General features: G+C 71.5%; 25 protein-coding genes and 1 pseudogene. 10 read left to right on the forward strand and 16 right to left on the reverse strand.

What is annotated here, in order from left to right; translation table 11 throughout:
* Nucleotides 1–362: 362 nt before the first annotated feature.
* The gene (locus ACZ7DE_RS19705; protein WP_470762868.1) at nucleotides 363–1004 is read right to left on the reverse strand and encodes a DNA-3-methyladenine glycosylase; all 642 of its coding nucleotides are present in this window, start codon (nucleotides 1002–1004) and stop codon (nucleotides 363–365) included.
* Nucleotides 1005–1155: 151 nt separating this feature from the next.
* Here ACZ7DE_RS19705 and ACZ7DE_RS19710 point away from each other — a divergent pair, with 151 nt between their 5' ends.
* From ACZ7DE_RS19710 to ACZ7DE_RS19720, 3 genes are all read left to right on the forward strand, one after another.
* On the forward strand, nucleotides 1156–1938 hold the full coding sequence (locus ACZ7DE_RS19710; RefSeq protein WP_470762870.1) for a sporulation protein: 783 nt from the start codon (nucleotides 1156–1158) through the stop codon (nucleotides 1936–1938).
* An 88-nt stretch (nucleotides 1939–2026) separates the two neighbouring features.
* A complete protein-coding gene (locus ACZ7DE_RS19715; protein ID WP_470762872.1) occupies nucleotides 2027–2566 on the forward strand; it encodes a YbhB/YbcL family Raf kinase inhibitor-like protein in 540 nt (179 codons plus the stop codon).
* Nucleotides 2567–2763: 197 nt separating this feature from the next.
* Nucleotides 2764–3270 carry an HNH endonuclease gene (locus tag ACZ7DE_RS19720; protein ID WP_470762874.1) on the forward strand — a complete coding sequence of 169 codons (507 nt, stop codon included), beginning with the start codon at nucleotides 2764–2766 and terminating at the stop codon, nucleotides 3268–3270.
* 68 nt (nucleotides 3271–3338) lie between these two features.
* Here ACZ7DE_RS19720 and ACZ7DE_RS19725 read toward each other — a convergent pair whose 3' ends face one another.
* The 3 genes and pseudogenes from ACZ7DE_RS19725 to ACZ7DE_RS19735 all read right to left on the reverse strand — a co-directional run.
* Complete coding sequence (locus ACZ7DE_RS19725; protein WP_470762876.1) at nucleotides 3339–4286, reverse strand: SPFH domain-containing protein; 948 nt, start codon at nucleotides 4284–4286, stop codon at nucleotides 3339–3341.
* Between the two features lie 143 nt (nucleotides 4287–4429).
* Nucleotides 4430–4861, reverse strand: a complete 432-nt coding sequence (locus ACZ7DE_RS19730; RefSeq protein WP_470762878.1) for an NfeD family protein — start codon at nucleotides 4859–4861, stop codon at nucleotides 4430–4432.
* Nucleotides 4862–5188: 327 nt separating this feature from the next.
* Nucleotides 5189–5719, reverse strand: a pseudogene (locus ACZ7DE_RS19735) (ABC transporter ATP-binding protein); the annotation flags it as partial.
* Between the two features lie 153 nt (nucleotides 5720–5872).
* On the opposite strand from ACZ7DE_RS19735, the gene ACZ7DE_RS19740 reads away from it, so the two are divergent.
* Nucleotides 5873–6661 (forward strand): hypothetical protein, encoded by a 789-nt coding sequence (locus ACZ7DE_RS19740; protein ID WP_470762880.1) that lies wholly within the window; start codon nucleotides 5873–5875, stop codon nucleotides 6659–6661.
* Nucleotides 6662–6671: 10 nt separating this feature from the next.
* Here the strand turns inward: ACZ7DE_RS19740 and ACZ7DE_RS19745 are convergent, their stop codons facing one another.
* The 4 genes from ACZ7DE_RS19745 to ACZ7DE_RS19760 all read right to left on the reverse strand — a co-directional run bounded on the left by ACZ7DE_RS19745 (nucleotide 6672) and on the right by ACZ7DE_RS19760 (nucleotide 9484).
* Nucleotides 6672–7067: a chaplin gene (locus ACZ7DE_RS19745; protein WP_470762882.1), complete on the reverse strand. Its 396-nt coding sequence runs from the start codon at nucleotides 7065–7067 to the stop codon at nucleotides 6672–6674.
* Nucleotides 7068–7283: 216 nt separating this feature from the next.
* A complete protein-coding gene (locus ACZ7DE_RS19750) occupies nucleotides 7284–7529 on the reverse strand; it encodes a chaplin (protein WP_057582301.1) in 246 nt (81 codons plus the stop codon).
* A gap of 175 nt (nucleotides 7530–7704) precedes the next feature.
* The gene (locus ACZ7DE_RS19755; protein WP_470762885.1) at nucleotides 7705–8346 is read right to left on the reverse strand and encodes a response regulator; all 642 of its coding nucleotides are present in this window, start codon (nucleotides 8344–8346) and stop codon (nucleotides 7705–7707) included.
* Nucleotides 8339–9484 (reverse strand): GAF domain-containing sensor histidine kinase, encoded by a 1146-nt coding sequence (locus ACZ7DE_RS19760; protein ID WP_470762887.1) that lies wholly within the window; start codon nucleotides 9482–9484, stop codon nucleotides 8339–8341. Before ACZ7DE_RS19760 ends, ACZ7DE_RS19755 begins: the two co-directional genes overlap by 8 nt.
* Nucleotides 9485–9724: 240 nt before the next feature.
* Between ACZ7DE_RS19760 and ACZ7DE_RS19765 the strand changes: the two genes are divergently transcribed.
* The 3 genes from ACZ7DE_RS19765 (at nucleotide 9725) to ACZ7DE_RS19775 (ending at nucleotide 12597) form a co-directional block, all read left to right on the forward strand.
* Nucleotides 9725–10423: an SDR family NAD(P)-dependent oxidoreductase gene (locus tag ACZ7DE_RS19765; RefSeq protein WP_470762889.1), complete on the forward strand. Its 699-nt coding sequence runs from the start codon at nucleotides 9725–9727 to the stop codon at nucleotides 10421–10423.
* On the forward strand, nucleotides 10420–11511 hold the full coding sequence (locus ACZ7DE_RS19770; protein WP_470762891.1) for an S-adenosylmethionine:tRNA ribosyltransferase-isomerase: 1092 nt from the start codon (nucleotides 10420–10422) through the stop codon (nucleotides 11509–11511). Before ACZ7DE_RS19765 ends, ACZ7DE_RS19770 begins: the two co-directional genes overlap by 4 nt.
* Before the next feature lie 357 nt (nucleotides 11512–11868).
* Complete coding sequence (locus ACZ7DE_RS19775) at nucleotides 11869–12597, forward strand: transglycosylase SLT domain-containing protein (protein WP_470762893.1); 729 nt, start codon at nucleotides 11869–11871, stop codon at nucleotides 12595–12597.
* Nucleotides 12598–12669: 72 nt separating this feature from the next.
* Here ACZ7DE_RS19775 and ACZ7DE_RS19780 read toward each other — a convergent pair whose 3' ends face one another.
* Nucleotides 12670–15183: an ABC transporter ATP-binding protein/permease gene (locus ACZ7DE_RS19780; RefSeq protein ID WP_470762895.1), complete on the reverse strand. Its 2514-nt coding sequence runs from the start codon at nucleotides 15181–15183 to the stop codon at nucleotides 12670–12672.
* A 246-nt stretch (nucleotides 15184–15429) separates the two neighbouring features.
* Here ACZ7DE_RS19780 and ACZ7DE_RS19785 point away from each other — a divergent pair, with 246 nt between their 5' ends.
* On the forward strand, nucleotides 15430–17598 hold the full coding sequence (locus ACZ7DE_RS19785) for a streptophobe family protein (protein ID WP_470762897.1): 2169 nt from the start codon (nucleotides 15430–15432) through the stop codon (nucleotides 17596–17598).
* 139 nt (nucleotides 17599–17737) lie between these two features.
* A complete protein-coding gene (serB, locus tag ACZ7DE_RS19790) occupies nucleotides 17738–18952 on the forward strand; it encodes a phosphoserine phosphatase SerB (protein WP_470762899.1) in 1215 nt (404 codons plus the stop codon).
* Nucleotides 18953–19154: 202 nt separating this feature from the next.
* Here serB and ACZ7DE_RS19795 read toward each other — a convergent pair whose 3' ends face one another.
* The 4 genes from ACZ7DE_RS19795 to ACZ7DE_RS19810 all read right to left on the reverse strand — a co-directional run bounded on the left by ACZ7DE_RS19795 (nucleotide 19155) and on the right by ACZ7DE_RS19810 (nucleotide 21687).
* Nucleotides 19155–19673 carry a SixA phosphatase family protein gene (locus ACZ7DE_RS19795; RefSeq protein WP_470762901.1) on the reverse strand — a complete coding sequence of 173 codons (519 nt, stop codon included), beginning with the start codon at nucleotides 19671–19673 and terminating at the stop codon, nucleotides 19155–19157.
* 150 nt (nucleotides 19674–19823) lie between these two features.
* Entirely contained in the window at nucleotides 19824–20030 is a 207-nt protein-coding gene (locus ACZ7DE_RS19800) for a hypothetical protein (RefSeq protein ID WP_470762903.1), read from the reverse strand.
* Between the two features lie 213 nt (nucleotides 20031–20243).
* The gene (locus tag ACZ7DE_RS19805) at nucleotides 20244–20360 is read right to left on the reverse strand and encodes an SGM_5486 family transporter-associated protein (RefSeq protein WP_097262240.1); all 117 of its coding nucleotides are present in this window, start codon (nucleotides 20358–20360) and stop codon (nucleotides 20244–20246) included.
* 43 nt (nucleotides 20361–20403) lie between these two features.
* Nucleotides 20404–21687, reverse strand: coding sequence for a CynX/NimT family MFS transporter (locus ACZ7DE_RS19810; protein ID WP_470762906.1), 1284 nt, complete (start codon nucleotides 21685–21687; stop codon nucleotides 20404–20406).
* 70 nt (nucleotides 21688–21757) lie between these two features.
* Between ACZ7DE_RS19810 and ACZ7DE_RS19815 the strand changes: the two genes are divergently transcribed.
* Nucleotides 21758–22447 (forward strand): FadR/GntR family transcriptional regulator, encoded by a 690-nt coding sequence (locus ACZ7DE_RS19815; RefSeq protein ID WP_470762908.1) that lies wholly within the window; start codon nucleotides 21758–21760, stop codon nucleotides 22445–22447.
* On the opposite strand, the gene ACZ7DE_RS19820 is transcribed toward ACZ7DE_RS19815, so the two are convergent.
* The 3 genes from ACZ7DE_RS19820 to fabG form a co-directional block, all read right to left on the reverse strand.
* Nucleotides 22428–22763 (reverse strand): hypothetical protein, encoded by a 336-nt coding sequence (locus tag ACZ7DE_RS19820; RefSeq protein WP_470762910.1) that lies wholly within the window; start codon nucleotides 22761–22763, stop codon nucleotides 22428–22430. The genes ACZ7DE_RS19815 and ACZ7DE_RS19820 overlap by 20 nt on opposite strands.
* A 170-nt stretch (nucleotides 22764–22933) precedes the next feature.
* Nucleotides 22934–23701, reverse strand: a complete 768-nt coding sequence (fabI, locus tag ACZ7DE_RS19825) for an enoyl-ACP reductase FabI (RefSeq protein WP_470762912.1) — start codon at nucleotides 23699–23701, stop codon at nucleotides 22934–22936.
* Between the two features lie 5 nt (nucleotides 23702–23706).
* A complete protein-coding gene (gene fabG, locus ACZ7DE_RS19830) occupies nucleotides 23707–24426 on the reverse strand; it encodes a 3-oxoacyl-[acyl-carrier-protein] reductase (protein ID WP_470762914.1) in 720 nt (239 codons plus the stop codon).
* Nucleotides 24427–24585: the final 159 nt, after the last annotated feature.

Here is a 24585-nt window from a genome sequence, read left to right on the forward strand (position 1 = left end):
CAAGGAACGGACGCTTCCTTTGTACTCACCCGAACTTCTTCGGGCTTTCCTCCGGGCGCTTCCCTTCGGTCTTGCGTTTCCGACTCTATCAGATCATTTTCTCGATCCGATTCCCTGTCGGCGGGATTTGCCGGGAGGCTTTGGGCTTTCGCCCGTCGGCCTTTCGACATTCACTACGTTAGCCGATCCCCTCCGCAACTCATAATCGAGTCCCGCCGAGTTGGAATTCGGGCATGCGGGCACGCCGAATTCGCTCCCGTTGAGGGGCGTTGTAGGTAGTGGGTTGGCCGCTTCCGGCTGCAGGCGATTGCCGTACCCGGTTCAAGCGGCTCGGGCTACGTTACGCCCCGTCCATGAGCGAGTCAACTTCGGCGGCGCCTGGGGACGTGGGCACGATAGGGGCTCACCGTCGGGTCGTTGGCGGTCCAGTACCGCCAGGGGTGGACCGCCCCGTCGCCGGATACTCCGGTGCGGGGGCCGTTGCGTACCTGGTCGGAGGGGACCGGGGTGCCCGTCAGGATCCGCAGGGGGGTGTCCCCGTCGGCACAGGCGTCCGTGCCGTCGAGGGCCCGGTCCACGTCCAGGGCAGTGGCCAGTCGGGCAGGGCCTTTGGCGAGTTCCTTGTCGTCCCGGGCCGAGGGTCGACGTTTACGCGCGTGCTCCGCTCCCTCGACGATCTCGCCGGCGCGCAGCAGCACCGCGCTCGCCGCACCCTCCGGGCCGCAGACGAGGTTCATGCAGTGCCACATGCCGTAGGTGAAGTAGACGTACACGTGGCCGGGGGGACCGAACATCACGCTGTTGCGGGCCGTGGGACCGCGAAAGGCGTGGGAGCCGGGGTCGTTCGCGCCGTCGTAGGCCTCCACCTCCGTGAGGCGCAGGGTGATCGGGCCCTCGGGGGTCGTGCGGACCAGCAGCCGGCCGAGCAGATCCGGGGCCACCTCCAGGACAGGGCGGTCGAAGAAGGTCCTGGGCAGGGGCGTACGGTCGGGGGTCGCGATCATGCCCTCCGAGCGTAGTGCAGACAGGGGGGTGCGTCGGGGTGGTCAGCGGGCACTCGGCTTGCCAGGGTGTGGGAGGCGGAACCGGCCACGTCCGGATCGCGTTTGTAGGGATCGAGAGATCCCGTCCGAAGAAGGTCGTAGAGGGAGAGTCATGGCGTTCAAGAAGCTGCTCGCGAGTCTGGGGGCCGGCGGGGCTTCGGTCGAGACCGTGCTGACCGAGGTCAACGTCGTTCCGGGCGGTGTCGTCCAGGGCGAGGTGCGGATCCAGGGCGGGTCCGTCAACCAGCAGATCGAGGGGCTGTCGGTCGGGCTGCAGGCCAAGGTGGAGGTCGAGAGCGGCGACCAGGAGTACAAGCAGGACATCGAGTTCACCAAGCAGCGGCTCGGGGGCGCCTTCGAGCTGCAGGCGGGCGCCGTGCACGCGGTGCCGTTCGGACTCGAGATCCCCTGGGAGACGCCGGTCACGATGATCGACGGACAGGCGCTGCGCGGGATGAACATCGGGGTGACCACCGAGCTGGAGATCGCGCGTGCCGTGGACTCCGGTGACCTGGACCCCGTCAACGTCCACCCGCTGCCCGCGCAGACGGCGATCCTGGACGCGTTCATCCAGCTGGGCTTCCGCTTCAAGAACGCCGACCTGGAGCGGGGGCACATCCGGGGTACGCGGCAGAAGCTGCCGTTCTACCAGGAGATCGAGTTCTTCCCGCCGTCGCAGTACCGGGGGCTGAACCAGGTCGAGCTGAGCTTCGTGGCCGACGAGCACACGATGGACGTCGTGCTGGAGATGGACAAGAAGCCCGGCCTGTTCAGCGAGGGCAGCGACACCTTCCGCTCGTTCCAGGTGGGTCTGAACGACTACCAGGGAACCGACTGGCCGGCGTACCTCAACCAGTGGCTGTCCGAGGTCGGCAGCAAGCGCAACTGGTTCTGAGCCACGGGCGAGGGCCCGCGGTCTGTGACGTGGTGAAGGTCGTAGGCTCCGGAGGGAGTGCCTTTCCGATCGATCAGGAGGTGTCGAGGTGACCGAGCTGAAGAGGCGGCCGCTGCCCCACGACTTCCATCCGCCGGTGCCGTCGTTCACGGTCACGAGCGAGGATGTGAAGGAAGGGGCGGTGCTCAAGGACGCCCAGGTCCACGCCGAGGGGAACACCTCGCCGCACCTGCGGTGGGAGGGTTTCCCGCCCGAGACCAAGAGCTTCGCCGTGACCTGCTACGACCCCGACGCTCCGACGGGCAGCGGGTTCTGGCACTGGGTCCTGTTCGACATCCCGGCCTCGGTGACCGAGCTGCCGGCGGGTGCGGGCGGCGGCCGGTTCGAAGGGCTGCCGGAGGGCGCCGTCCACGCGCGCAACGACTACGGCAGCAAGGACTTCGGCGGGGCCGCGCCGCCGCCCGGGGACGGGCCGCACCGGTACGTCTTCACGGTGTACGCGGTGGACCAGGAGAAGCTCGGTCCGGACGCCGACGCCTCCCCTGCCGTGGTCGGTTTCAACCTGCGGTTCCACGCGATCGGCCGCGCCCAGCTGATCGGTGAGTACGAACATCCCAAGGAGGGATGAGTCAGCTCATCGTTCATTGAACGTTTGCCCGCCTCTGGTCTTGGAAGTGATCAGGGGCGGGCATTTTTGTTGCCGGGGGTCGCGGGGGTCACCTCCCGTGGAGCAGCAGATATTGCGTTGTCCATCTCGGCGTGCCCGGCCAGAGTTGGTCCCAGCCCGCCAGGGGGTGGGCCGGTGCACACAGGAGGTGGGCTGGTATGCGGGACACGCTGGTGCTGAACGCGAGCTTCGAGCCGCTGTCGACGGTGACGTTGAACCGAGCCGTCGTTCTGGTGCTCCAGGACAAGGCCGTCGTCGAGCAGGCCCACCCCGAACTGCGGATGCGTGGCGCGGAGGTCGACATCCCGGCGCCCCGGGTGATCCGGCTGTGCAGGTACGTGCGGGTGCCGTTCCGAAGACAAGCGCCGTGGTCGAGGCGGGGTGTCCTGGTCAGGGACCGGCACCGGTGCGCGTACTGCGGCCGTCGGGCGACGACCGTGGACCACGTGGTGCCGCGGGCCCAGGGTGGTCAGGACTCGTGGCTGAACACCGTCGCCTCGTGCGCGGAGGACAACCACCGCAAGGCGGACCGGACTCCGGAGCAGGCGGAGATGCCGTTGCTGCGCCAGCCGTTCGAGCCGACGCCGGCGGACGCGATGCTGCTGGCTCTCGGTCAGGACGACCTGGCCGCGCTGCCGGAGTGGCTGACGCTGGACGCCGCTTAGTCGGCGTCCGTACGTGACCGGGGCCCGCCTTCGCTCGGAAGGCGGGCCCCGGCCGTGTCCGTGGGCGGTCAGTCGATGGACGGCTTCTCGCGGCGCTCGTTGCCGCCGTTGCCGGAGTTGTTGCCGCCCGAACCCCCGCCGAAGGGGCCGAAGTTGCCCATGGCGCCGGAGAGTCCCTTCAGGGCGTCGCCGATCTCGCTGGGGACGATCCACAGCTTGTTGGCGTCGCCTTCGGCGATCTTCGGAAGCATCTGCAGGTACTGGTACGACAGGAGCTTCTGGTCCGGGTCGCCCGCGTGGATGGCCTCGAAGACCGTGCGCACGGCCTGGGCCTCGCCCTCGGCGCGCAGGGCGGCGGCCTTGGCCTCGCCCTCGGCGCGCAGGATCTGGGACTGCTTCTCGCCCTCGGCGGTGAGGATGGCGGCCTGGCGCGTGCCTTCGGCGGTGAGGATCGCGGCGCGCTTGTCACGGTCGGCGCGCATCTGCTTCTCCATCGAGTCCTGGATGGAGGTGGGCGGTTCGATCGCCTTGAGCTCGACGCGGTTGACGCGGATGCCCCACTTGCCGGTGGCCTCGTCGAGGACGCCGCGCAGGGCCGCGTTGATCTCCTCGCGGGAGGTGAGGGTGCGCTCCAGGTCCATGCCGCCGATGATGTTGCGCAGCGTGGTGACGGTGAGCTGCTCGATCGCCTGGATGTAGCTGGCGACTTCGTAGGTGGCGGCCCGGGCGTCGGTCACCTGGTAGTAGATGACCGTGTCGATGTTGACGACCAGGTTGTCCTGGGTGATCACCGGCTGGGGCGGGAACGGCACGACCTGTTCGCGCAGGTCGATGCGGTTGCGGATGGTGTCGATGAACGGCACGACGATGTTGAGGCCCGCGTTCAGCGTGCGCGTGTAGCGGCCGAAGCGCTCCACGATGGCGGCGCTGGCCTGCGGGATGACTTGGATCGTCTTGATCAGGGCGATGAAGACCAACACCACCAGAATGATCAAGACGATGATGACCGGTTCCATCGTCGGCTCCCCGTACCCTTCTCCGCCTCGGTGCTTTCGGAAGATCTTATGTCTGTTGAAGATCTTGCTGGTCGAGTCTGACAGACCGTCGTGCGGCTCGCGAGGTGTTCGGTCGACTTACGCAGTGCGGGAGTTGAGCATGGTCAGATGACGATCGCCGTGGCCCCCTCGATGTCCACGACGTCGACCTCCTGCCCCGAGTCATAGGCGCGAGTGGTGTCGAGCGAGCGCGCCGACCAGATCTCTCCGGCGAGCTTGATGCGGCCGCCGGAGCCGTCGACCCGTTCCAGCACGACGGCCTGCTTGCCCTTCAACGCGTCGACTCCGGTCGCGAGTTGGGGGCGCTGCCTGCTGTGCCGGGTCGCGATGGGGCGCACGACGGCGATGAGGGCGACGGAGACGACGATGAAGACGAGCAGCTGGGCGACGGCCCCCAGGCCGAGGCTCGCGGCGATCGCCGCGGCGACGGCGCCGACCGCGAGCATGCCGAACTCGGGCATCGCGGTCACCACGAGCGGGATACCGAGCGCTGCCGCGCCGACGAGCCACCACACCCACGCGTCGATGTCGTTCACAGGGTCATGGTAGGGCCGGGCGTCCCGTCGCGGACAGGGCGCGAAGGGGTCGGCACGGGGTCAGGACAGGGGCAGGCCCTGAGCCGTCCACCGGTCTCCGACCTGTTCCACGACGAGCGGGAGGCCGAAGCAGAGGGAGAGGTTGCGGGAGGTGAGTTCGAGCTCGACGGGGCCCGCGGCGAGGACCTTGCCCTGGCGGATCATGAGGACGTGGGTGAAGCCGGGGGCGATCTCCTCGACGTGGTGCGTGACCATGATCATCGAGGGTGCGATGGGGTCGCGGGCGAGGCGGCCGAGGCGGCGCACGAGGTCCTCGCGGCCGCCGAGGTCGAGGCCTGCGGCCGGCTCGTCGAGGAGCAGCAGCTCGGGGTCGGTCATCAGGGCGCGGGCGATGAGGGTGCGCTTGCGCTCGCCCTCGGAGAGGGTGCCGAACTTCCGGTCGAGGTAGTCGCTCATGCCGAGGCGGTCGAGGAAGGCGCGGGCGCGCTGCTCGTCGACGTCCTCGTACTCCTCCTGCCAGCCGGCCGTCATGCCGTACGCGGCGGTCAGCACGGTCTGCAGGACGGTCTGGCGCTTGGGGAGCTTGTCGGCGAGGGCGATGCCGGCCATGCCGACGCGCGGGCGCAGCTCGAACACGTCGGTGCCGGGCTTGCCGAGGGGCTCGCCGAGGACGGAGACGTCGCCGGAGCTCGGGAAGAGGTACGTGGACGCGATGTTCAGGAGGGTCGTCTTGCCGGCCCCGTTCGGACCGAGGATGACCCAGCGCTCGCCCTCCTTGACCGACCAGGAGACCTGGTCCACGAGAGCCCGGCCCTCACGGACCACGGTTACGTCCTGAAGCTCCAGAACATCGCTCATGAGCGCGTTGTCTCCCCTTGCAGTGTGGCCGGTCGGTTGTCGCGGGCGCCTGTGGCTCGGACCGCCGCGCGTGGGTGGGCGCGGCCCCTTCGGGAAAATCTACGCCACCGGTCGGGCGGCCCGTTCCATCGGTCCGGTCCTTAGGCTGGGGGCATGCTCTCGGAACCGCGCTCTGGTCGCCTCGCCGCTTGGGGAAATGCCCTGTTGGCCGGATTTGTCTCGCCTGACGACGCCGTACTGGCCATCGTCGGCGAGGACGCCGTGCACCGGGTGGAGGGCCTGCCGGGCGAGTCCGCACCCGTCGGGCTCACGCTCGCGCTGGGACGGCTGCGAACGCTGGGGGTGACCGGGCTGCGAGTGGCGCTGCCGGTGCCGGGGCATCCGCTGGGGCTGAGCGGACCGCCGGAGTTCAACGCGCGGGCGCTGGACGCCGAGGAGGCGGTGGTCTGTCACGGCGCCGGCTACGGGCTGGTGCCGGAGGTGTACGAGGCCGGGCCGGACGGTGATGTACATGTCGAGGTGGTCTGGCACTGTCTGCCGGTGCGGGAGGCTCCGCCGGCCGATGTGCCGTCGCTGGGCGAGGCCGAGCGGGAGCTGGCGGAGGCCCTGCGGGATGCCACGGCGGTGCTGACGCGGCTGGACGTCGCGGGGTCGGGGCCGGTGGCGGAGGCGGCGATCGACGCGTACCGGGCGCGGGCCGAGCGTGGGCGGGAGGTTTTGGCGCCGGGGTATCCGCCGCGGGCGGTGCGGGTGCTGGAGCTGGCGCAGCGGGTGGGACTGCTGGTGTCCCTCGCCCGGGAGAAGGGGCACGGGGGTGCGGTCGCCTCCGCCGAGATGGCGGCGCGCTCCGAGGCGTTGCGGCCTGTGGAGCGGACGGCTCGGCGGGCGCTGGTCGCCGCGTACAACTCCGTTGTGGAGGAGCGGGAGCGGGGGGTTCGGTGAGCGTCGGCGCTCATGTGCCGCCGGTTGGCGTGCCCGTCTCCGGACGCTGCACCCCCGGGGCCACGGGGCCGCAGCGGCGCTGAAGGGGCCTCGTCGCCGAACGCCGGACGGGCCGCTGGCGCCGACGGCCCGGCGTCGGCAGCGGGCCCCTGCGTGACGTCGGTGCCGGGCTTCGGCCGTTGACCGCCGTGTCGCCGAAGGCCGGGTTCAGCGGACCGATCACGTTCACGCTGTCGCCGACCGGGCTGACGGGGACGTCGACCGAAAGCTGCATGGTGCTGCCCGAGCCGACGCCCGGCGACGTCACGGCCGCGCCTTCGGCATCCGCGTCGGTCGGGGCGTCCGGGCCGTCTGCGGCGATTCCGGAGACCGTGAGGGCCACGGCGGCCTTCTTGGCGAGGTTCATGGAATTGCGTTCCTCGCGCGGTTGCGTGTCCGACCCGGCCGCGGGTCGTGCGCCGCCCGGCACGGCGGTGATCGCGAACGGTGCGGTCGGCGAGGCGGGAGCAGCCCCTTCGGATCACGGGAACCTCGGGACGACGGGACGACGAACAGAACGGCCTCCCCCGGTGGCGGCCGGAGGAGGCCTGAGTCACGACGGGTCCGTGAGGACCTCAGTGGTTCAGTGGTTGAGACCCAGGTTGCCGAAGGCCGGGTTCAGCACGCCGATCACGTTCACGCTGTTGCCGACGACGTTGACCGGGACCTGCACAGGGGCCTGGACGAGGTTGCCCGAGACGACGCCGGGCGAGCCCTTGGCCTCGCCCAGGGCGGTGGCGCCGTCGGCGGCGGAGGCCATGCCGGCGCCCGCGGCCATCAGGCCGCCGGCCACCATCGTCACAGCCGCTGCCTTCTTCAGGTTCTTCACTTCTGAGCCCTCCTAGCGATCGCCGCGGCAGTCGCCGCGGCACGCACTGGAGAACGGCTCGGACCGACGAAGGTTGCGCCGTCCGGGGGACATTCCCACGACGGTATGAATCTCGGATCGAAAGGTGAGCTTCCAGGTCGGCGGTCCGCCCGTGTCAGCCGGCGGTCCGCCCGTGTCAGCCGGCGACACCGTGGCGCACGGCCCACAGCGCGGCCTGGGTGCGGTCCGCGAGGTCGAGCTTCATCAAAATGTTCGAGACGTGCGTCTTGACGGTCTTCTCGGAGAGGACCAGGGCGCGGGCGATCTCGCGGTTGGAGCGGCCGTCCGCTATCAGGCCGAGCACTTCGCGCTCCCGCTCGGTGAGCGAACCTCCTCTGCCCTGGCCGGAGTTGGCCTCGTCCTGGGACAGGAGCGCGTCGGCGACCTCCGGCTGGAGCAGGACGTGGCCGGCGTGGACCGAGCGGATGGCTCCGGCGAGGGCGTCCGGGTCGACGTCCTTGTAGACGTACCCGGCGGCGCCCGCGCGCAGGGCCGGGACGACCGTGCGCTGTTCGGTGAAGCTGGTGACGATCAGCACGCGCGCGGGGTTGGCGAGTTCGCGGAGCCGGCGCAGGGCGTCGACGCCGCCCATGCCGGGCATCTTGACGTCCATCAGCACGACGTCGGGCTTCAACTCCTCGGCGAGGGCGACCCCTTCGGCGCCGTCGGCGGCCTCGCCGACGACCTCGATGTCGTCCTGCACCTCCAGGAAGGTGCGCAGGCCCCGGCGGACGACCTGGTGGTCGTCGACGAGCAGCACCTTGATTGCGTCAGCCACCAGGAGCCTCCATCTCGATCGTGGTGCCCTTGCCGGGCGCCGACCGCACCGTGAGCGTGCCGCCGACGCCGCTCGCCCGGTCGCGCATCGACACCAGGCCGAGGTGACGGCCGGCCCGGCGGACCGTCGTCGGATCGAAGCCGCTGCCGTCGTCCGTGACGCGCAGGACCGTGTCAGGGCCGCGCTTGTGGAGGGTGACGTCCACATGGTCCGCGCCGGAGTGGCGCAGCGCGTTGTGCAGGGCCTCCTGGGCGACCCTCAGCAGGGCCTCCTCCTGGGCGGCGGGCAGGGCCCGGACGCCGTTGCCGGCGAACGTCACGCGGGCGGTGTGGGCGCGGTCGAGGACCTGGATCTGGGTGCGCAGGGTGGCGACCAGGCCGTCCTCGTCCAGCGCGGCCGGCCTCAACTCCACTACCGCGGCGCGCAGTTCTTCGGTGGCCTCCGCGGCGAGGGCGGCGACCTGCTGCAACTCGCCCTTCGCGCGCGCGGGGTCGCGGTCGACGAGGGCGGCGGCGGCCTGGGCCGTCAGCCGCAGGGAGAACAGCTTCTGGCTGACCGCGTCGTGCAACTCGTGGGCCAGCCGCGAGCGTTCCTCGGCGATCGTCAGTTCGCGGCTGCGCTCGTACAGGCGGGCGTTGGTGAGGGCTATCGCCGCGTGCTGGGCGAGGATCGAGAGCAGTTCCTCGTCGTCCTCGGTGAAGCCGCAGCCGCCTTCGGGCTTGACGCAGTTCTTGTTGGCCAGGAACAGGGCGCCGATGACCTCGTCGCCGTCGCGGATGGGCAGGCCGAGGAAGTCGGACATGTCGGGGTGGGCGGAGGGCCAGCCCTCGAAGCGCGGGTCCTTGCGGACGTCGGCGAGGCGCTGGGGCCCGGCCTCGTGCAGCATCGCCGCCAGGATGCCGTGCTGGCGGGGCAGGGGGCCGATGGCCTTCCACTGGCTGTCGCTGACGCCGTCCACGACGAACTGGGCGAAGCCGCCGTGGTCGTCGGGGACGCCCAGGGCGGCGTACTGCGCGTCCAGCAGTTCACGGGCGGAGGCGACGATCGTCTTGAGGACGTCGCGCACCTCCAGGTGCCTGCTCATGGCCAGCAGCGCGGAACTCACCGCGGCGAGGCCGGACCGGGGGCCTTGACTCATGCCCTCACGGTACCGGCGGGGTCCGACGGAGCGGATCGGACCTGTGGCGGCGGTGCGCGGGACGGGAGACCTAGGTCCGAGGTCCTCGGTCTCCCGGACCGGGCCCGGAGTCCCGGGCGTCCGGGCCTACGTCGAAGGGCCCCTTCCACTTGCGTCCCGCGTCCGAGGCGGGGGCGTCGGACCCGTTCCTAGGTTGGGGTCACCGCCGAGCGGAGGCGGTCGGACGAGGGGACGGTTGTCATGCCGGTAGCGATCATCACGGGGGCCTCGAAGGGGCTGGGACGGGCGCTGGCCGAGGCGCTGGCCGCGCGGGGCTGGGATCTGGTGCTGGACGCCAGGACGGCGGAGGCGCTGAAGGAGGCGGCGGCGTCCGTGTCCGCGTACGGGACCCGGGTCGAGGCCCTCACGGGGGACGTCACCGATCCCGGGCACCGGTCCGGGCTGGTGGCGGCCGCCTGGCAGCTCGGCGGCTGCGACCTGCTGGTGAACAACGCGAGCGCGCTGGGCGCCGAGCCGCTGGTGCGGCTGGAGGCGCTGCCCCTGGACGGGCTGCGGCGGGCGCTGGAGGTGAACGTGGTGGCGGCCCTGGGCCTGGTCCAGGAGGCGCTGCCGCTGCTGCTTGGGGCGCGGGCCGGCGCGGTGATCACAGTCAGCTCCGACGCGGCCGCCGAGGCGTACGGGACGTGGGGCGGCTACGGGGCGTCCAAGGCGGCCCTGGACCAGCTCGCCGCGGTGCTCGGCGTGGAGGAGCCGGGGCTGCGGGTGTGGGCGGTGGACCCCGGGGACATGGCCACGGACCTGTACGCGGCGGCCGTCCCGGGCGACGACGATCCCCGGCCTGACCCGGCCGGGGTGGCGCCCGCCTTCCTGCGGCTGCTGGAGGAGCGTCCGCCGAGCGGGCGGTACGGGGCTCCGGCGCTTCTGGAGGGACGGCGGTGACGCTGACGACGGGGATCCCCTCGCACGAGCCCGCCGGAGGGTGGCGGAAGGTGCCCGAGGAGCTGTCGGCGCGGGTGCCCGCCGAGCAGCGCGGGCCGGGGCGGGGCCGGGACGACGTGCGGCTGCTGGTGTCGCGGGGGACGGAGGTGACGCATCACGCGTTCCGGGACCTGCCGCGCCTGCTGCGGGCCGGGGACCTGCTGGTGGTGAACACCTCGGCGACGCTGGCGGCGGCCGTGGACGGGCGGATCGGGCACACGCGCGTGGTGGTGCACTTCTCCACCCGCGGGGACGACGGGCGGTGGGCGGTCGAACTGCGCGATCCGGACGGCGAGGGCACGACGCGTGCGCGTGCGGGCGGCCCGGTGGGGCTGCGGGTGCGGCTGCCCGGGGGCGCGCGGCTGACGCTGGCCGCCCCGCTGAGCCCGGGCAGCGGACGGCTGTGGTGGGCGCGGGTTTCCCCCGAAGGGGCGGTTCGGGGGCTGATGCGCGAGTACGGGCGGCCCATCCGTTACTCCTACACCGAGCGGGACCAGCCGCTGTCCGCCTACCAGACGGTCTTCGCGCTGCCGTCGGCCGACGGGTCGGGCAGTGCGGAGATGCCGAGTGCGGCGCGGCCCTTCACCGCGGGCACGGTGGCGGAGCTGGTGAGCCGGGGTGTGCAGTTCGCGCCGGTCACGCTGCACACCGGGGTCGCCTCGGCGGAGGTGCACGAGCCGCCGTACCCGGAGCGGTTCGCGGTGCCGGAGGAGTCGGCGCGGTTGATCAACGCCGCGCGGGCCGGGGGCGGGCGGGTGATCGCGGTCGGGACCACCGCCGTGCGGGCCGTGGAGTCCGCGGTCGGCGCCGACGGGGTCGTACGCGCGCGTGCGGGGTGGACGGATCTGGTCGTCACGCCCGCGCGCGGGGTGCGGGCGGTGGAGGGGCTGCTGACCGGGCTGCACGAACCGGAGGCCTCGCATCTGCTGATGCTGGAGGCGGTGGCGGGGCGGGAGGCGATCGCCCGCGGCTACGACGAGGCGCTGCGCGCGCTCTACCTGTGGCACGAGTTCGGGGACGTGCACCTCGTCCTCCCGCAGGGGCTCTGACGTCGTTCCGCGAAAAAGGCCCTGACACAGAGCATTGCTCGGGCAACTCGACGTGAGGACGGGCCAAGATCCATGTGAGCCCGCACATAGGGCCCACATCACGTACTAGGACCAATAGGAGATAAATGGGTCTGGGGTGAACGGGGCAGATGGCTCGATCTGTCCCGATTTGCCCTTCCCTGATCCACTATCGGGGATCGTACGTCACACCTTTGCCTGGCCATTTTGCGGCCGCTAAGAATTGCTCTCGTCGCTCAGCGCCGTGGGTTCGCCCCGCGGAGTTCGTGCCGAGAGCACCCGCTGTCCGCCGTCGGACGAAGAGAGCGACCTCCGCGCTATTCGAAGAGGTCCTTCCGCATGCCCAAGAACACTCACAAGATCGCGATCGCCGGTGCCGCCACGCTCGGCGCGGCCGCCCTCGCCTTCTCCGTGGTGCCGGCCGACGCGCAGACGACCACGACGGACGCCGTGTCCTCGTCCCAGGTCGCCTACAGCTCCAAGCCCGTGCAGGACGTCAAGGCCGACGTGACCGACCAGCTGGCCGCCAAGAGCGTGAAGGTCGACGCCATCGAGGCGAAGAAGAAGGCCGCCGCGGCCGCCGCCGCGAAGAAGAAGGCCGCCGCCGCGAAGGCAGCGGCCGCGAAGAAGAAGGCGGCCGCCGCGGCCGCCGCCAAGAGGAAGGCCGCCGCCGCGCACGAGGCCCGCGAGGCCGCGAGCCGGTCCGCCAAGCGCGCCGCGATCAAGAAGGCCGCCGTCAAGCACTACGCCAACAACCTCGACGGCTGGATCAAGCACTCGCTGGACATCATGAAGTCCAAGGGCATCCCGGGCTCCTACGACGGGCTGCACCGCAACATCATCCGGGAGTCCTCGGGCAACCCGAACGCGATCAACAACTGGGACATCAACGCCATCAACGGCATCCCGTCCAAGGGCCTGCTGCAGGTGATCCCGCCGACGTTCAAGGCCTACCACGTCGCCGGCACGTCCTGGAACATCTACGACCCGGTCGCCAACATCACCGCCGCGGCGAACTACGCAGCCGACAAGTACGGCACGATCGACAACGTCGACAGCGCGTACTGAGGCACCCCCGCACGCCGAAGGGCGGCGCCCCCGAAACCGGGGGCGCCGCCCTTCGGCGTCGTGCGGAGCGCACTACTTGCGCATGACCTCGGGCTCGTGGCGGCGCAGGAAGCGGGCCACGAAGAAGCCGCAGATCACGCCGAGGACGATCAGCGCGGCCATGTCCAGACCCCAGGCGCCGACGGTGTGCTCCCACAGCGGGTCCGTCTCGCCGCCGTCCTTGGGCGGGCTGATCTTGTTGAAGTCCAGCGTGGCGCCGGCGGCCGCGACGGCCCACCGCGAGGGCATCAGGTACGAGAACTCGTTGACGCCGACCGCGCCGTTCAGGGCGAACAGGCAGCCGGTGAACACGACCTGGATGATCGCGAACATCACCAGCAGCGGCATGGTCTTCTCGGCCGTCTTCACCAGCGACGAGATGACCAGGCCGAACATCATCGAGGTGAAGCCCAGCGCCATGATCGGGATGGAGAGTTCGAACATGGTGGCGCTGCCGAGGACCAGGCCCTCCGTCGGGATCTCCCGGCTCGCGAAGCCGATCACGCCCACCATGAGGCCCTGGAGCACGGTGACCACGCCGAGCACGAACACCTTGGACATCAGGTACGCGGAGCGGGACAGACCGGTCGCGCGTTCCCGCTCGTAGATGACCCGTTCCTTGATGAGCTCGCGGACCGAGTTGGCCGCGCCCGCGAAGCAGGCGCCGACCGCGAGGATCAGCAGGACGGTGGTGGCCGTGCCGTTGGGGATGATGCGGCCGCTCTTCGGGTTGACCGGGTTGGGCAGCAGGCTGTTGCCCGAGTCGATGAGCAGGCTCACCGCGCCGAGGACGGCCGGCAGGATCACCGTCAGGGCCAGGAAGCCCTTGTCGGAGGCGATCACCGAGACGTAGCGGCGCACCAGCGTGACGAACTGGGACATCCAGCCCTGCGGCTTCGGCGGCTTCATCGCCTGCATCGGCGGCATCTGTACGGACTGCGGCGCGATGGCGTCGATGTCCGCGGCGTACATCTGGTAGTGCTGCGAGCCCTTCCAGCGGCCCGCCCAGTCGTAGTCGCGGTAGTTCTCGAAGGCGGAGAAGACGTCGGCCCAGGTGTCGTAGCCGAAGAAGTTGAGGGCTTCCTCGGGCGGGCCGAAGTAGGCCACGGCGCCGCCGGGCGCCATCACGAGCAGCTTGTCGCAGATGGCGAGTTCGGCCACCGAGTGCGTGACCACCAGGACCGTGCGGCCGTCGTCGGCGAGGCCGCGCAGCAGCTGCATGACGTCGCGGTCCATGCCCGGGTCGAGGCCGGAGGTCGGCTCGTCCAGGAAGATCAGCGACGGCTTGGTGAGCAGCTCCAGGGCCACCGACACGCGCTTGCGCTGGCCGCCGGAGAGGGAGGTGACCTTCTTCTCCTTGTGGATGTCCAGCTTCAGCTCGCGCAGCACCTCGTCGATGCGGGACTCGCGCTCGGCGGGCGTGGTGTCCGCGGGGAAGCGGAGCTTGGCCGCGTACTTGAGGGCCTTCTTGACGGTCAGTTCCTTGTGCAGGATGTCGTCCTGCGGGACCAGACCGATGCGCTGGCGCAGCTCGGCGAACTGCTTGTAGAGGTTCCGGTTGTCGTAGAGGACGTCGCCCTGGTTGGCGGGGCGGTAGCCGGTCAGCGCCTTGAGCAGGGTCGACTTGCCGGAACCGGACGGTCCGATGACCGCGATCAGCGACTTCTCCGGGACGCCGAACGAGACGTCCTTGAGGATCTGCTTGCCGCCGTCGACCGTCACGGTCAGATGGCGGGCCGAGAAGGAGACCTCACCGGTGTCGACGAACTCCTCGAGCCGGTCGCCGACGATCCGGAACGTCGAGTGGCCGACGCCGACGATGTCGGTCGGGCCGAGCGGCACCGATCCGCCCTTGGGGATCGGCTGACCGTTGACGTAGGTGCCGTTGTGCGAGCCGAGGTCGCGGATCTCCATACGGCCGTCGGGCGTCGAGTGGAACTCGGCGTGGTGACGGGAGACCTGGAGGTCGGAGACGACCAGCTCGTTCTCCAGCGAACGGCCGATGCGCATCACACGGCCGAGGGAGAACTGGTGGAACGTGGTGGGGCTGCGGTCGCCGTAGACCGGCGGCGCCCCCGCGCCACCACCGGGCACCTGCTGCACGTACGGCTCGCTCGCGCCCTGTTGCTGCGGCACGTGCGGCGCGGCCTGCTGCGGCGGCTGCCACCCGGCCTGCGGCGGCGCCTGCTGGGCCCAGCCCGGATTCGCCCCCTGTGCCGCGTACGGCTGCTGCTGGGGCTGCGCGGCGGGCGCCTGCGCTCCCGAGAGGTTCACGCGCGGTCCGTCGGTCGCGTTGCCCAGGTGCAACGCCGAGCCGGGACCGATCTCCAGTCGATGGATCCGCTGCCCCTGCGCGAACGTGCCGTTGGTGCTGCCATGGTCCTCGACGACCCAACTGCGGCCGTCGAAGCTGACCGTGGCGTGACGCCAGGAGACCCTGGCGTCCTCAAGGACGATGTCCCCCTGGGGATCACGTCCCAGGGTGTATGACCTGGACGGATCGAGCGTCCAGGTGCGTCCGTTCAATTCCAGTACGAGTTCCGGCACTCCAGCCCCACTGAGTTGTCCCCCGAGTTAGCCCCATCGACGGGGAGTCTAGGGATGTCGAACATCGGGGGGAACTATTTCAGTAGCGGCCCCCTGACCGAAAGTCGGGCCTTGTGAGGAGTCCGCGCGCGCGTACCGGCCGATCCCGTTGACGGGGTTGAAAACGGCCCGGAGAGTGGTAAAAGCACGCGAGGGGGATGGAAGCGGCGATCTTCGCCGTTCCGCACCGCGGATCGGGGGGTCTGCATGAGTGCCGGCACGGGTGTCGGGGGCGGCGGGAGCGTGGCGCGCGGCAAGGGCGTGCCGTGGACGGACGTGCTGCTCGCCGCGATCGCCGCGGTGAGCTGGGCGTTGATCGGCATGGCGGGTACCGCGGCACTCGGGTTGCATCTGCTCGGGGCGGACGCGGCGGGCTCGTTGGGCCCGATGACGGCCGCGGTGGTGGCCCTGGGGGCCGGCGGCTCGGTGACTCCGTCCGGTGATGTGTCCGCGTTCGGGCTCACGGGCGCGGAGGCGGACACGGCCATCGAGATCACGCCATTGGGTGTCGGTCTCGTGGGCGCGCTGCTGCTGTCGTGGTTCTTCCTACGGTCCCTGCGCGCGGCCGGAGTTGTGATAGCCCCGGCCGAACTCCTCGCACGCGTCGGCGCGATGGTGGCGCTGTTCGTGGCGATGCTCGGCGGCCTCGCCTGGGCGGGGCACGACGTGATCACGCTCGACGGGGGCTCACTGGGGCTGGACGACCTGCCCGGCGGAGACGGTGGGGGCGGCGGCCTGGAGATCCCCGGGCTCGGGGACGTCGGGGACATCGGGGGGCTGCTGCCCGACCGGCTCGGCGACCTGGTCGGCGCGAAGGCGGCGGTCGGCTTCACCGTCGACACCGTGCCCACGCTGCTCGGCGGTCTCGGCTGGTCGCTCGGCATCCTGCTGATCGCCCTGCTGGCCTCGCGCCGCACGCCGCTGCCGCCCGGCTGGGAGGCGGTGCACCGCGTGGTGCGGCCGGCGGTGTCCGCCGTCGTCACGGTGCTGCTGACGGCCGTCGCCGCGGGGTTCGCCGCGGCGGCGTACGCGGCGATCGGCGACGACCACCCGAAGCGGATCGCGGGAGCGGCACTGCTCGGCGCGCCGAACGGGGTCTGGCTGGGCATCCCGATCGGCCTGTTCGTGCCGTGGGACGGGCGGGCGACGGGCGCCCTGACGAACCTGCTCCCGGACCCGCTGGACGATCTGCTGGGCGTCGGCGCGGAACAGTCGGTGACGCTGGGCCGCCTGGCCGAGCTGGACGGACGGGCGTGGCTGCTGGCAGTGGCGGCGGCACTGATGATGCTGCTGGCGGGAGTGCTGACGGCCGCGCGGACGCCCGCGGGGGCGGGAAGTGAGCCGGGGGCCGGGCGGGCTCAGGGGCCGGGCGCCACCGGTGAAGGCGACCGACGAGAAGCGCGGGCGGGGACCGCGGGGAGCGGGGCGGGAGCCGGTGACCCGGGTGCGGCGGCCTCCCGGAGGCCGGGTTCGCAGGCCCGGGGCGGGAGCGTGGCGGCCTCGCGGGGGCCTGGGACGGAAGCCCGGGGCACGGGCGCGGCGGCCTCGCCGGGTGCCGTGGCGGGGCCGGGGGCCGGTGCTCAGGAAAGTGGTCTCGGCAGGTTCGCGGGGCGGTGTGCCGTGCGGCTGGGGGGTGCGACCGCGCTGGCGCTGCCGTTGATCGCCTGGTTGACGGACGTGTCCGTGAACGCGTCGCTGTCCGTCCTGGGCTTCGACGCCTTCGGCGCCGGGATCGAGCTGCACGGGCACCTGGGCATGGCGCTGCTTCTGGGTGCTGTGTGGGGCGCGGGGGCAGGGGCCGCCGGTGCGTTGCTGGCCCGTGCCACCGGGGCCGCGGGACGACGGGCCGCGCCGTTGGCACGCGGTGACGCGTGGGCCGGGGCGCGGGGCCCCGGCGAGGGCCGTGGGCCTTCGGGGTACACGGACGACCTGACGGGGCCGTACGCGCCGGACGCGCCGTCGTACCGGCCGCCGAACCCGGACACCAATCCCTACCTGCGTCTCCCGGACGGCCTGCGCGAGGCGCGGGACGCCCGTCCGGAAGCGGCGTCGGGGACAGGCACAGGGGACGGACCGCGGACAGCGCGCGGAGCGGGGACAGGGGCGGGGCCTGCGGCGCGCGACGCGCATCAGGGGCCGGGGGCGGCGGAGGGGGAGAAGGGCGGGCGGCCGAGGCCCTACGGGGGCTCCCGGCGGAGCGAGCCCCCACCGCCGGGATCGGACGACGTCTACGGCGCCCCGACCGTGGTCCGGCCGATCGGGCCGCCTCCTCGTGGGCCCCGTGAGCGGCCGCCGTCCGGAACGGACGAGGGACCGCCGCCGCCTCCTCCCCCACCCCCGCCCAGGGGGCCGAGGCCACCCCGCGGACCACGGTGACGCAGGCCGGGAGCCCGGACGGGGACGCCGTCGACCGTCCGTCGAGACGCAGGCAACCTCGACGACACCCACTGTTCCCTGTCCGGCAGGCGGACCTGGGCGGCGCACGGCACTGGGTGCCGGATACGGTGGATACACCATGAGCGCTTTGCAGACTTCGTCCTCCGACGTCCCCACGCTCCTTGTCAAGATCTTCGGCAAGGACAGGCCGGGCATCACGGCCGGCCTCTTCGACACCCTCGCCGCCTACTCCGTCGACGTGGTCGACATCGAGCAGGTCGTCACCCGAGGCCGGATGGTGCTGTGCGCGCTCGTGACCGAGCCGCCGGCCGGCCTGGAGGGGGACCTGCGGTCGACGGTCCACAGCTGGGCCGAGTCGATGAAGATGCAGGCGGAGATCATCTCCGGCCTCGGCGACAACCGGCCGCGCGGCCTCGGGCGGTCGCTGGTCACCGTGCTCGGTCACCCGCTCACCGCGGAGGCCACGGCGGCGATCGCCTCGAAGATCACGAAGGCCGGCGGCAACATCGACCGTATCTTCCGGCTGGCCAAGTACCCCGTCACCGCCGTCGAGTTCGCCGTCTCCGGTGTGGAGACCGAGCCGTTGCGCACGGCCCTGGTCACGGACGCGGCGGTGCTCGGCGTGGACGTCGCCGTGGTGGACGCCGGGCTGTACCGCCGGGCCCAGCGGCTCGTCGTCATGGACGTCGACTCCACCCTGATCCAGGACGAGGTGATCGAGCTCTTCGCCGCGCACGCCGGGTGCGAGGACCGGGTCGCCGAGGTGACGGCGGCCGCGATGCGCGGGGAGCTGGACTTCGAGCAGTCGCTGCACGCGCGCGTGGCGCTGCTGGAGGGGCTGGACGTCTCGGTCGTGGACAAGGTGCGCGCCGAGGTGCGGCTGACGCCGGGTGCGCGCACCCTGATCCGGACGCTGAAGCGGCTCGGCTACCAGGTGGGCGTCGTCTCCGGCGGTTTCACCCAGGTCACGGACGATCTGCAGGAGCGGCTCGGACTGGACTTCGCCCAGGCCAACACGCTGGAGATCGTCGACGGGAAGCTGACCGGCCGGGTCACCGGCGAGATCGTGGACCGCGCGGGCAAGGCGCGGCTGCTGCGCCGGTTCGCCGCCGAGGCGGGTGTCCCGCTCTCACAGACCGTGGCGATCGGTGACGGCGCGAACGACCTGGACATGCTCAACGCGGCGGGTCTCGGGGTCGCCTTCAACGCCAAGCCGGTGGTGCGCGAGGCGGCGCACACGGCGGTGAACGTGCCCTTCCTGGACACCGTCCTGTATCTGCTGGGCATCACCCGCGAAGAGGTCGAGGCCGCGGAGACGCACGACGAGCAGTAGTCCCCGCCCGCCCGAGCCTGCCGGACGCCCGAACACTCGGACACCCTGACATCCAGACACTCGGGCACCTCGAACATGCGTGCGGCTCGGGCTCGAGGACGCGGAGACGCGGAGACGCGGAGACGCGGAGACGCGGAGACGCGGACGAACGACGAGGGCCCGGCGCCATTACGGCGCCGGGCCCTCGGGTGTGCCGGCAGGGTCACTCGGCGGGGGCCCAGTAGTCGAGCAGCGTGGCCACGCCCGGCTCCAGGGCCTTCCAGGGGCCCTCGAAGGAGACGACGGCGAAGGCGGCGGCCGGGAAGCCGCGGCGACTCATCCGCTCCCCCGCGTCGCCGTCGGAACTGCCGGACAGGATCTCGGCGAGGCCCTGGATCCCCGGGTTGTGGCCGATCAGGACGAGGGTGCGCACGTCGTCGGGGGTCTCGTTGAGCAGGGCGATCAGCTCGCCCGGAGAGGCCTCGTAGATCCGCTCCTCGTAGACGGTTTTCGGCCGGTGCGGGAACTCGTGGACCGCGAGCTTCCACGTCTCCCGGGTGCGGGTCGAGGTGGAGCACAGGGCCAGGTCGACGGGGATACCGGAGTCGGTCAGCTTGCGTCCGGCGACGGCCGCATCCATGCGGCCCCGCTCAGCGAGCGGACGCTCGTGGTCGGTCACCTGTGGCCAGTCGGCTTTCGCATGGCGGAAGAGGATGATCCTGCGGGGTTCTGCGACGCTCATGAGTCCCAGCTTCGCATGAAACAGGCCAGCAGGCGCAGGGAGTTGACAGGGGGCTTCACCAGGGGTGCGAAGGTGCCCGGAACTGCGCCGAGCTGCCCGGAGCCGCCCGTGCGGTGCGGCGGCGGCCCTCTCGGCCGGCGGGGGCGCGTTCTAGCGGGCGAGCAGCTGCTGCACGCGCTCGACGAGGTGGGTGATCACCGGGTCGCCGCCGGCTGCGTGGGCGTCGGCGGGGTTCAGTATCAGCAGGAGCAGGGTGACGAAGGCGAGCGTCGGCAGGGCGAGGGCCCACCAGGGCAGCCGGGTGTCGAGGCCGCCCGGGGTGGCCGGGCGGGGCCGGGTGTGCGTAGGGGCCGACATGGGTGCCTCCGCTGACTTCGAATGGTCCGTGGACCGTGGAGGTGATCCGCTTCCCGCGGTCACCCTTCGAAAGTACGGAAGCGGCGGCCTTCGACCCATCCGGTGATCCACCCACTTGACCCTGACCCTCACCCCCTAGGGGACCGGGGGGTTAACCCCACCCCCGGCCCGCCGGGATCCCGGGCCGGGCGGTGACGGCGGGGCGGCCGGAGGTCAGGGCGAGGCGATGGTCGCGATGACGGCGATGATCACGAAGATGGCCAAGAACGAGCCGAAGACGAGCAGCATCTTCTTCTGGCCGTTCTGCGGATTCGGGTCGAGCACGGGCATGCCGCCAGTCTCGCACCTCGCGGCGGCATCGACTCCCCCGGGGTCAGCGGGCGGCCTCGTCCTCCACCGTGCGGTCGCGGCCGGCCAGGACGCCCACGACGGTCTGCGGGACCATCAGGGCCGCCATGAGCACGAGGGGCAGGTCCCAGCCGCCGCTGTGCTGGTAGAGCACGCCCACCAGGAGCGGGCCCGGGATGGATATCAGATACCCGGTGCTCTGCGCGAACGCCGACAGCTGGGCGACGCCGGCCCCGGTCCTGGCCCGCATCCCGACCATCGTGAGGGCCAGCGGGAAGGCGCAGTTGGCGATGCCGAGCAGCAGGGCCCAGGCCCACGCGCCGGCGGCGGGCGCGAGGTAGAGGCCGGCGTATCCGACCAGGCCGCAGACGCCCAGCGCGAGCACGATCGGACCCTGGTGGGGCAGCCGGGTGGCGACGCGCGGGATGACGAAGGCCAGGGGCACGCCCATCGCCATCGTCACGGCGAGGAGCAGTCCGGCCGTGCTCGCGGGCACGCCCGCGTCCCGGAAGATCTGCGGCATCCAGCCCATGGTGATGTACGCGGCGGTGGCCTGGAGGCCGAAGAAGACGGCGAGGGCCCAGGCGGTCCGGCTGCGGGTGACACGCAGCGGGGCGTCGGGGACTCGCGCGGGGGCCGGCGCGGCGCCCGGTTCCGTGCTCCGGGCGCGGACGAGCGGCAGCCACGGCAGGACGGCCGCGGCCGCCAGGCCCGCCCACACCGCGAGCCCGGTGCGCCAACTGCCGCCCAGCGCCTCGGTCATGGGCACGGTGACCGCGGCGGCGGTCGAGGTGCCCAGGGCGAGGGCCATCGAGTACAGGCCGGTCATGGAACCGACCCGGTCGGGGAAGTGGCGCTTGACGATGACCGGCATCAGGACGTTGCTGACGGCGATGCCCATGAGGGCGAGGGCGCTGGCGGCGAGGAATCCCGCGGTGCCCGCGACATAGGGGCGGAGAATCAGGCCGGCCGTGATGGCGACCATCCCCGCGCACACCACCGCGCCCGGTCCGAAACGGCGGGCCAGGCGGGGAGCCATGACGCCGAAGACGGCGAAGCAGAGCGGGGGCACGGACGTGAGAAGCCCGGCCACGCTGCCGCTCATGCCGAGCCCGTCGCGGACCTCTTCGAGGAGCGCGCCGAGGCTGGTGATGGCGGGCCTGAGGTTGAGGGCGGCCAGCACGATCCCGGCCACGAGCAGCCGCGTCGGCCACGCGCGCGTGGCGGCTCGCAGGGCCCTGCCCTCCGCCGAGGTGCGCAGGGGCGGGGACGTCGTGCGTGTCTGCTCGCTTACCATGCCGCCCATCATAGAATCATAGGATGATTGGTTGTCCATGCCCGGGCGTCCCCCGGTCGTCCCGGCCGTGCGAAGGTGTGCCATGCCCCTGAGCCATCCCCGCCGCTCGGCGCTCTCCGAGCAGGTCATCGCCGCGCTGCGCACCCAGATCACCTCGGGCGAGTGGCCAGTCGGCTCGCGCATCCCCACCGAGCCCGAGCTGGTCGAGCAGCTGGGCGTAGCCCGCAACACCGTCCGCGAGGCGGTCCGGGCACTCGCGCACAACGGGCTGCTGGACATCCGGCAGGGATCGGGCACCTACGTCGTGGCGACCAGCGAGCTGGCGGGCGTGATGCACCGCCGCTTCGCCGACGCCGACCCCGGGCACATCGCCGAGCTGCGCGCCGCACTGGAGTCGAGCGCGGCGAAGCTGGCGGCCGGCCGGCGCACGGAGAAGGACCTCAAGCAGTTGGAGGCGCTCCTGCTGCGGCGCGAGCAGGCGTGGGAGTCGGGCGACGCGGAGGCGTTCGTGACGGCGGACACGACCTTCCACCTGGCGGTGGTGGCGGCCTCCCACAACGACGTCCTGACGGCGATGTACGCCGACCTCGGCGAGGTCCTGCGGGACTGGCTGCGCGAGGACGTCGGCGAGGAGCTGACGCCGGAGACGTACATGGACCACTCGCGGCTGGTGGACGCGATCCGCGCGGGCGACGCGGAGACGGCCGCCGTCGAGGCGGCCGCCTACCCGCTGCTGTGCCGGCCCGGACGGTTCACCGCCTCTGGTGGCTGACCCAGGCCGAGCCGACCTCCTTCCAGCACCGGCCGGTGAGCCGCACGGTCTGGGCCGGGCCCGCGTCGGTGGGCGTGCCGTCGGTGTCCAGGTCCCACCAGCGCGCGCACTCGATGTGCAGGCGGACCCGGTCGGTGTCGGCGTAGGGGTTGTGACAGGAGGCGACGACGCGGGAGCCGCTGACGCCGATCCGGCACTCCGCGCCGAACGGCTCGGGACGATGCTCCACGCGCGCGTGTCCGAGGGCGTCGCACGGCGGACAGAGCACGAGGGCGACGGCGGCGGTCACTGGGGCGAGGCTGAGGAACAGGCGCACAAGGGAACCTCCTCGGCAGAGCTGGGGAGGGAAGCGCGTGGGTGAACGCGTACTTAAGAATGCCTGGTCGGCAGCCCCGACCGCCCGGTCGGATGGGCCGAACGAGTGACGGGTGGGGCCCGCGTCCCGAGGACGCGGGCCCCACCCGTCGGTGGTGTCTCAGCGGCAGGTCACGCGCCGATGGCGTGCAGACCGCCGTCCACGTGGACGATCTCGCCCGTGGTCTTCGGGAACCAGTCGCTCAGCAGGGCGACGACGCCGCGGCCGGCCGGCTCGGGGTCCTTGAGGTCCCACTCCAGCGGGGCGCGGTTGTCCCAGACGGCGGCCAGTTCGTCGAAGCCCGGAATGGACTTGGCGGCCATGGAGCCGATCGGGCCGGCCGAGACGAGGTTGCAGCGGATGTTCTGCTTGCCCAGGTCACGCGCCATGTAGCGGCTGGTGGCCTCCAGGGCCGCCTTCGCGGGGCCCATCCAGTCGTACTGCGGCCAGGCGAACGAGGCGTCGAAGGTGAGGCCGACGACCGAGCCGCCGTTCTGCATCAGCGGCAGGCAGGCCATGGTGAGCGACTTCAGGGAGAACGCCGAGACATGCATGGCCGTGGCCACGGACTCGAACGGCGTGTTGAGGAAGTTGCCGCCGAGCGCGTCCTGCGGCGCGAAGCCGATGGAGTGCACCACGCCGTCGAGGCCGCCGAGCTCCTCGCCCACGACGTCCGCCAGCCGGCCCAGGTGCTCGTCGTTGGTGACGTCCAGCTCGATGACCTTGGTGGGCTTGGGCAGCTTCCGGGCGATCCGCTCGGTCAGCGTGGGCCGCGGGAACGCGGTCAGGATGATCTCGGCGCCCTGCTCCTGGGCCAGCTTGGCGGTGTGGAAGGCGATGGAGGACTCCATCAGCACACCGGTGATCAGGACGCGCTTGCCCTCGAGAATTCCGCTCATGGTGATCAGTGACCCATTCCCAGTCCGCCGTCAACGGGGATGACGGCTCCAGTGATGTACGAGGCGTCGTCCGAGGCGAGGAACCGCACCGTCGCGGCGATCTCCTCCGGCTGCGCGTACCGGCCGAGCGGGACCTGCGAGACGATGCCCGCGCGCTGCTCGTCGGTGAGCACCTTGGTCATGTCGGTGTCGACGAAGCCGGGCGCGACGACGTTGAAAGTGATGTTGCGGGATCCCAGCTCACGGGCGAGGGAGCGCGCGAAGCCGACCAGGGCGGCCTTGGAGGCGGCGTAGTTGGCCTGACCGGCCGAGCCGAGGAGCCCGACCACCGAGGAGATCAGCACGACGCGGCCCTTCTTGGCGCGCAGCATGGCGCGGTTGGCGCGCTTGACCACACGGAAGGTGCCGGTGAGGTTGGTGTCGATGACCGAGGTGAAGTCCTCCTCGGTCATGCGCATCAGCAGCTGGTCCTTGGTGACGCCGGCGTTGGCGATCAGGACCTCGACGGGGCCGTGCTCGGCCTCGATCTCCTTGTAGGCCTGCTCCACCTGCTCGGGGTCGGTGATGTCGCACTTGACGGCGAGGCAGCCCAGTTCCGTCAGGGCGGCCGGCGGCTCGCCCGAGCGGTACGTGATCGCGACCTTGTCGCCGGCATCGGCGAACGCGCGGGCGATGGCGAGGCCGATGCCCCGGTTTCCTCCGGTGACGAGAACCGAGCGGCTCAACGGATCACCCTTTCGATAGGGGTCTGACACACCTGACCGCACTCTGACCGGCAGGCGGCTTCCCTCGAAACCTATCGGTCCGCTTCGGCTCGCGGACATTCGGGCACCGACAGTGGCTCAAGGAGCTGACTGTGGGGTCCCTACAGAAAGTTTGCGGAA

This window comes from Streptomyces sp. NPDC037083, assembly GCF_055606485.1.